Genomic DNA, 6,558 nt, shown 5'->3' with positions numbered 1-6,558 from the left:
TGATGGTTTTCGTTATTGTCCAGCCAGAAGAGCATCGCGGGGTCCTTGGACAGGCGTGTGAGGACGTTGATTACGCTGGTCATGCAGGTCTCGCGGAACATGTCGAGCTGGAAGTACGACGCCTGCGGGTTGTCCGACTTGTAGTTGGCGGTGGCGAAGACGTGGTGGAAGAACAGCGCCATCTTTTCCCTGAGAGGGCGGCCGGTGTTCACCATGCGGTAAATCCAGTCCGTCTGGCCGGGGCGCGCGTGGTTGTAGCGCTCGATGATGTCCATTTCAACGTCAGGGAAGCGCTCCGGGTGGACGAGGTCGTCAACCACTGCGTCGTACCCCCTGCGGGCAAGGCGGTCCATCTCTGCTCTGGAAGCGCCGAAACCGGCCCTTCGCATCAGGTGCGCAACCAGTGCCAATTCGTTGCTCGCCATTTGCGTCCCTCCCAGGGAGAAGGTGTGACGAATTGCGACACACAAGGTGGGCGACCGCCGTAATGCGGCCTACAATGTGAAGGATTATCACTGGAGACCGCCGGTGTCAAGCAGGGGCGAAACAGTGGGAGTCCGGGGACAGCAGATTATGAAGTCGTAATCTTGATTCGAGGGCTTGAAGTTTTTCTAGCCATCAGGGTAGAATACGGCCCACCAAGGGCAACTGTGCTATAATGAGCGAGATTCCTTGGGTTCATGTCATGAAGGAGTGGGTTCATGCTAGGTTCAATGGTCCGGGGCATTGGCGGAGCCGGCAAATGGCTCATCAGTATCCGCAGCTTCGACGACGTAATCGAGCGCGGCGCTACTCTTCTGGCGTTTGCACTCATTATTGGTCTTTGCGTAGGCGTGGTGGGAATTCTGGGTTGGTTCGGCATTATCACGCTGCTGTCCGTTGGGTTCATCCTCACGATCATCCAGTGGGGTTGGCTCTGGTTGCTTAGATAGCGGCGCTGAACCCACTTCGGCGATAGGCTAATAACCTCAAGGCCCCGTGAATACGGGGCCTTCTTTTTTCACCGGACGCCGGCCGTCAGCGTGCTCAAAGTGCTGCGCCACGTGTCGTCGCTCCCGACGCCGTACCCATCCCTGTAGATGATCTTACCCTCTGAATCGATCGCAATCTTGGTGGACTGCTGGAGCACGTTGAAGTCGCGCGCCATGGTGGAGTTGGGGAGGGCGCCCGGCCAGGGGTAACCGCGCGACCGGGCGACATCCTGCAGATCGGAAATGCTCTCGGACGGGTCTATCCCGATTGCATAAAAGGCGACCTCGTCGCCGAATGCGGGGTAGACCTGCTTCATACGCTCGAGCTCACCGCGGCAGGTGGAACACCAGGTTGCCCAGAAGAAGAGGAACACCGGCTTCCCGTCCTTCAGGAGCTGTTCGGATGAGACCGAGGAGCCGTCCGCGAGCTGGATGGCGAATTCCGGAGCGCGGTTGCCTACTCGGTTGCCCACGGCTGCCGCCGGCTGCCCGGAAGCCGCCACAGGAGCTATCGTCGGCGCGGTAGCCGGCGCCTCGGAATCGCACGCCGCGGAGACTATCAGGAATGTGGAGAACAACGCGATCGCGGGCAATAGCCAACGTGGACACTCCATAACGCGTCTCCTATAATACTGTGGTTGCCAGGGCCGGCCCGGTAACCCCTAAGATGCGGCATGCCGCCGTTTCGATTCCGGTCCGCCAGGCCACGCCTGACAAAGAGTATATATGGAGACAACGATGACCCGTAACGCGCTTCCGGAGTCCACAATGCCGATGGTGCCCCCTCGAGTTCTCCTGGGGCCTGGTCCCAGCAACGCCAGCCCGAGGGTCCTGCAGGCCATGATGGCCCCGATGATCGGCTACCTGGACCCGGATTTCATGGAGATCGTGGAGGAGGTATCCCACCTCCTCAAAATCGTATTTACGACTGAAGAGGCCATAACCATGGCCATCGCTGGGACGGGCTCCGCGGGCATGGAGGCCGGCGTATCCAGCCTTCTGGAGCCGGGAGACACAGCCATCCTGGGCGTGTGCGGCTTCTTCGGCGAGCGCATGTACGATATGGCTCAGCGGGTGGGCGCAAACGTCGTTATTCTTCGCAGCGAGTGGGGCAAGCCGTTCCCCGCCGAGATGATGGAAGCCGAGCTCAAGCGGCACAAGCAGGTCAAGCTCATCGCTACAGTCCACGCGGAGACATCCACCGGCGTGCAGCAGCCGCTGGGTGACATTTCGCGACTGGCGAAACAGTACGGCACGCTCTTCATGGTGGACGCCGTCACGTCCCTGGGCGGGACGAAAGTGACCGTGGACGCAGAAGGAATCGACTACTGCTATTCGGCCAGCCAGAAGTGCCTTGGATGCCCGCCGGGTATGTCGCCGGTGGCCTTGAGCCAGCGCGGGCGGCAGGCTATCAAGAACCGCAAGCAGAAGCCCGCCTCGTGGTACCTGGACCTGGACCTTATTGCCCGGTACTGGGGACCTGAGCGCACGTACCACCACACCGCGCCGGTAAGCATGATACTGGGCCTGCGGGAAGCGCTCAGGATGCTCGTGGAAGAAGGGGTGGACAATCGCATCGCCCGCCACAAGAGAAACGCCGCTGCGCTCAGGGCGGGAGTGCAGGCGCTGGGGCTAAAGCTCGTGGTGCCTGAGCCGCACCGGCTCGACCAGATTACGCCGCTCTGGATACCGCAAGGCGTGGACGACGGCAAAGTCCGTAACGCTCTGCTCCGTGAGTACAATATCGAGATAGGGCGCGGCCTGGGCCAGTTTTCAGGCAAGGTCTGGCGCATCGGCCTGATGGGAGAGTCCAGCAAGTCCGAGTATGTGCTGGCGCTGCTCTCGGCGCTGGAGAACATTCTGCCGCGCTGCGGCTACGAAGTGCCGGTTGGGGCGGGGGTATCCGCCGCCAGCGCGTCTCTGGCGGCGGCGGCAGGCGCCAGATAGCTTTTGGAGGTTGGGATGAGGAATTTGCCGCTGGTTTTCCCAATATCGCTGGCAGTTCTCCTGGTGATGGGGTTTTTCACGAGCGCCTGGGCGGTTGCGGAAGGCGCTGTGAGCGAGCAAGAGGCCGCCGCGGCAGCGGGAGGCGACGGCGGCGAGTACCAGTGGCACCAGAAAGCGGCCATAGTGGTCTGCCCACTACACTGACAACCAAGGAGCTTCACTCATGGCACGGTTCGATGGCCAGGTTGCGCTGATTACCGGGTCAGCGGTGGGGATAGGGCTTGCGGTGGCGACCCGTCTCGGCAGCGAGGGCGCGAATATAGTGATGGTGGACTACGACGGCGCGAAGGCGCAGCAGGCGGCCGCGGCGCTGGGCGAGAAGGGCGTGGACGTGCTGGTGGAGGTGGGGGACGTTGGAGAGCCCGCTGTGGCCGCGAGCGCCGTCCGCCGGGCTGTCGAGCGGTGGGGTCGGGTAGACGTCCTCGTGAACAATGCCGGCATCGCCGGGCGCTCGGCCAACCTGTGGGAGCTATCGGTCGAGGAGATGGACCAGGTCTACAAGACCAACCTGCGCGGCGTCTTCATCTTTCACCGCGAGGTGATACCGCAGATGTTGAAGCGGGCCTACGGCCGCATCGTCAACATCGCCTCTATCGCCGGCAAGGAAGGCAACCCAAAGGCGTCACCGTACTCGTCCACAAAGGCGGGCGTGATAGGGCTTACCAAGTCCGTAGGCAAAGAGCTTGCTAAGACCGGCATTCGCGTGAACTGCGTCACCCCCGCGGTGATACAGACGGACATCCTCAAGCAGGTCTCCAAAGAGCACCTTGACTACATGCTCTCGAAGATCCCGATGGGGCGCACGGGGGACGTAACGGAGGTCGCAGCGCTCGTGGCGTGGCTCGCATCGCCCGAGTGCTCCTTCAGCACCGGCGCGGTGTTCGACATCAGCGGCGGCCGCGCGACGTACTGAATTAGCGGCTCCCATGGAGGTTTCAGCATGCAACTTGGCGCGTTTTCGGTCAGCCTGGCGGTGAAGGATATCGAGGCCTCTCGCTCTTTCTATGAGAAGCTCGGGTTCGAGCACTTCGCCGGCGACGCGGCGCAGAAATGGCTTATCGTGAAGAACAGCGGCGTAGTGATCGGCCTGTTTGAGGGGATGTTTGAGAAGAACATGCTCACCTTCAACCCAGGATGGGACGGCAACGCGAAGAAGCTGGACTCGTTGACGGATGTCCGCGAGCTGCAGGAGCGACTCAAATCACAGGGTGTGAGATTCGTGCAGGAAGCGGACGCGAGCACCTCCGGCCCGGGTTTCTTCACGATTATCGACCCGGACGGCAACGCAATGCTTTTCGACCAGCACGTTTAGCAAGCTACTTCGCAATAAGCACAGAGGGCGGACGACTTTTCGTCCGCCCTCTGTGCTTTCAGTCACTGGACCCAGCCTACCGCTTCCACGGGAAGGCGTAGCTGGGCTTGTTGCAGTTGCGCTTGAGGCCGAAGCTCAGGCGCACCTTCGTGGCCGGCGGCAGCTCCACCGCGAGGTACTTGCCGTTGATGCGGATATTGGTCTCCTCCGCCTTCACAGCCTTCTTGTCATACATGATCTGGATAGGGTCCAGCGGGTTGACCGTGCTGTACCGCTGGATGACGGTCACGTCTGTGAACTCGTGCTCGCCGAAGATCCCGGACTGCACGATCAGTCGCCTCGTTTCGGTCATGCTCGTGTTCACGAGCTGCACGCCCACCCGGTCCGCCCTTATCTCGTCCACCAGCGCCGCCACATCCTCCGGCAGACCGGGCCGTACTTTCTCCATGTCGAAGTACCGCACCAGGCCGCGGTGGAGGCCGCCGTTGTATATGTTCTGCGGCGAGCCGGTCGTGACCTGCGTCAGCCCCTTGACGGCGAGCGGGTTTGCGGGCTCGCAGCCGTAGTCCTTGCGCGCCGGGGATCCGGTAGCTTTTGGCGGCCAGCGGTTCTCCTCCAGCATCGTGTCCGTGTCACGGTCGTCGAGCCGCATCGCATTGGACACGTAGGTCACGAACTTCGTCTCAGCGGTGAGGATCTTCTCCGGCCAATCCGGGTTGAGGCCGGCGTAGTACTGCACGCGCGGCGCCTCGGATGTGCCGCCGCCGCGGTCCCGGGCGGGCTCCACTTCGTTCCAGTCCACCTGCCGGTCACCCTCCCGCACGCGGACGAGCATATCGTAGTCGCGCTGCTCTGCGGAGGCGTGGTAGAGATGGCTAGGCTCGTAGGCATCCATGCGCACGTACTCGTGCCAGCCGTCCGGGCCGTAGCAGTTGGGGACCAGGAGCTGCCCGCTCTCGTCCGTTTTTGAGTTGTCCAGCAGCACCTGCAGCTGCGAGCGGGAGAGGTCCAGGAACTGTTTGTCGCCGCTAACCAGGTGGGCGTTCTGCGCGCCGATGGCGATCACGCCCATCATGAAGCGCGCCGCGCCCCTGTCGCTGTTCCAGCCGTGGAGGCCGCCCCACCATTGCCCGTTGCGGTGCTCGCCGATCTTGCCCGTGGGGCCGACGTTGTCCGGGATGATGCCGTTGTTCTTGCGCGTGCGCTCAAGCCACGCGCCCACATAGTCCATGATCCAGTTCTTGTACCGCTCGTCGCCGGTGTACAGGTACGCGTTCGCGACCATCGACGTCATGCCGAGGTTGTCCGGGATGTCGTTGTTCAGGGCTATCTTGTCGAAGAGGTCAATGACCTCTTCCCTCCGCTTCGGGTCGCGGTCCCAGTCCGGCTCCAGGTCCTTCACCGTTGGGTAGAGCAGCTTGTTCACATCTCGCCCGCGCGGTCGCTTGCCGGCCACGGCCCACCGCTCCCAGTCGCGCACGAGCGCGCGGTGGGAGTAGCCGCCGTACATCCCCGGCTCCAGCCAGTGCTTCACGAGCTCAACCACGCCGGTCGTCTTGCCCGTCGAGTGGAGCAGCGGCACGCGGGGCATCCGAGAGCTTAGCAGCGGCCCTGCAGAGCTGTGGAAGGGTGAGCGAATGATCTTGTACTTGGGGTCATAGTTCGGCGCCTTTGTGTCTTCGCCGAGGTACAGCCCCGCAAACCGTCGCGCGCGGGCTATGTTCTCGTCGATGTACGGGTTCCCGAGGCCGAACTCGTAGAACGACTGGCTCCCTTCGCCGATATGGAATGGGTCCGAGTTGTAGGAGATGTGAAGGTTCCAATACTCGTTCTGGAGCTGCGGCATGTAGAAGTGGTGCTTGGGGCCTCTGTCCTTCGCGTCGTTCTCCTCGCCGAAGAAGCGTGTGCAGGAGTTCCACGCGTCCAGGGCGATGTCCATGACGCGGTCCGGGCCGCCCAGAGAGTAAAAGAGCCCCCAGTTGTGGGTGACCTCATAGACGTCGTCCACGTCCTGGACATATACGACCATGCCGCTGGGCATGATGTACTTTTCTTTGAAGATGTCCACGGCTGTGGCGAGAGTCTTGATCAGGTTGCGCTCCATCAGCGCCCAGGCGGGTGGGGGAGCAACCTCCCTGGCAGTAACGGAGACCATTTCAGGGATTGGGACGCCTCTGGGTGTGGTCTTGATTGTGTTCAAAGGCACCTCGGTGGGGTACGAAGTACAGGGTTCATGGTACAGGGTACGGTGGGCGGAAGCCGGATGCG

The 6,558-nt window shown here is 62.1% G+C and carries 8 protein-coding genes; 5 read left to right on the top strand and 3 right to left on the bottom strand.

From position 1 onward, the window contains the following. On the bottom strand, window positions 1-425 hold a 425-nt coding region (locus FJ319_08565), incomplete at its 3' end, for a DUF1800 domain-containing protein (protein MBM3934338.1). A gap of 276 nt (window positions 426-701) precedes the next feature. Here FJ319_08565 and FJ319_08560 point away from each other — a divergent pair. Further along, window positions 702-932, top strand: a complete 231-nt coding sequence (locus tag FJ319_08560) for a hypothetical protein (GenBank protein ID MBM3934337.1) — start codon at window positions 702-704, stop codon at window positions 930-932. Window positions 933-1,000: 68 nt separating this feature from the next. Here the strand turns inward: FJ319_08560 and FJ319_08555 are convergent, their stop codons facing one another. Next, complete coding sequence (locus FJ319_08555; protein MBM3934336.1) at window positions 1,001-1,585, bottom strand: TlpA family protein disulfide reductase; 585 nt, start codon at window positions 1,583-1,585, stop codon at window positions 1,001-1,003. A 124-nt stretch (window positions 1,586-1,709) separates the two neighbouring features. Between FJ319_08555 and FJ319_08550 the strand changes: the two genes are divergently transcribed. From FJ319_08550 to FJ319_08535, 4 genes are read left to right on the top strand one after another with little or no spacing between them, the layout of a single operon-like run. Next, window positions 1,710-2,918 (top strand): alanine--glyoxylate aminotransferase family protein, encoded by a 1,209-nt coding sequence (locus FJ319_08550; protein MBM3934335.1) that lies wholly within the window; start codon window positions 1,710-1,712, stop codon window positions 2,916-2,918. 15 nt (window positions 2,919-2,933) lie between these two features. After that, a complete protein-coding gene (locus tag FJ319_08545; GenBank protein ID MBM3934334.1) occupies window positions 2,934-3,122 on the top strand; it encodes a hypothetical protein in 189 nt (62 codons plus the stop codon). 19 nt (window positions 3,123-3,141) lie between these two features. After that, complete coding sequence (locus tag FJ319_08540) at window positions 3,142-3,891, top strand: SDR family oxidoreductase (GenBank protein MBM3934333.1); 750 nt, start codon at window positions 3,142-3,144, stop codon at window positions 3,889-3,891. A gap of 27 nt (window positions 3,892-3,918) precedes the next feature. Further along, complete coding sequence (locus tag FJ319_08535; protein ID MBM3934332.1) at window positions 3,919-4,290, top strand: VOC family protein; 372 nt, start codon at window positions 3,919-3,921, stop codon at window positions 4,288-4,290. Between the two features lie 76 nt (window positions 4,291-4,366). Here the strand turns inward: FJ319_08535 and FJ319_08530 are convergent, their stop codons facing one another. Continuing rightward, window positions 4,367-6,454, bottom strand: coding sequence for a hypothetical protein (locus FJ319_08530; GenBank protein ID MBM3934331.1), 2,088 nt, complete (start codon window positions 6,452-6,454; stop codon window positions 4,367-4,369). Window positions 6,455-6,558 lie beyond the last annotated feature (104 nt).

This window comes from SAR202 cluster bacterium (assembly GCA_016872355.1).
Taxonomy (GTDB): domain Bacteria; phylum Chloroflexota; class Dehalococcoidia; order Lucifugimonadales; family VGZY01; genus VGZY01.
This window is presented reverse-complemented; position numbering and strand designations above follow the sequence as displayed.

Excerpts from the sequence above, each read along its gene's own strand:
- FJ319_08560 (MBM3934337.1), top strand. The coding sequence starts at position 702 with ATGCTAGGTTCAATGGTCCGGGGCATTGGCGGAGCCGGCAAATGGCTC.
- FJ319_08545 (MBM3934334.1), top strand. The coding sequence starts at position 2,934 with ATGAGGAATTTGCCGCTGGTTTTCCCAATATCGCTGGCAGTTCTCCTG.
- FJ319_08550 (MBM3934335.1), top strand. The coding sequence starts at position 1,710 with ATGACCCGTAACGCGCTTCCGGAGTCCACAATGCCGATGGTGCCCCCT.
- FJ319_08555 (MBM3934336.1), bottom strand. The coding sequence starts at position 1,585 with ATGGAGTGTCCACGTTGGCTATTGCCCGCGATCGCGTTGTTCTCCACA.
- FJ319_08540 (MBM3934333.1), top strand. The coding sequence starts at position 3,142 with ATGGCACGGTTCGATGGCCAGGTTGCGCTGATTACCGGGTCAGCGGTG.
- FJ319_08535 (MBM3934332.1), top strand. The coding sequence starts at position 3,919 with ATGCAACTTGGCGCGTTTTCGGTCAGCCTGGCGGTGAAGGATATCGAG.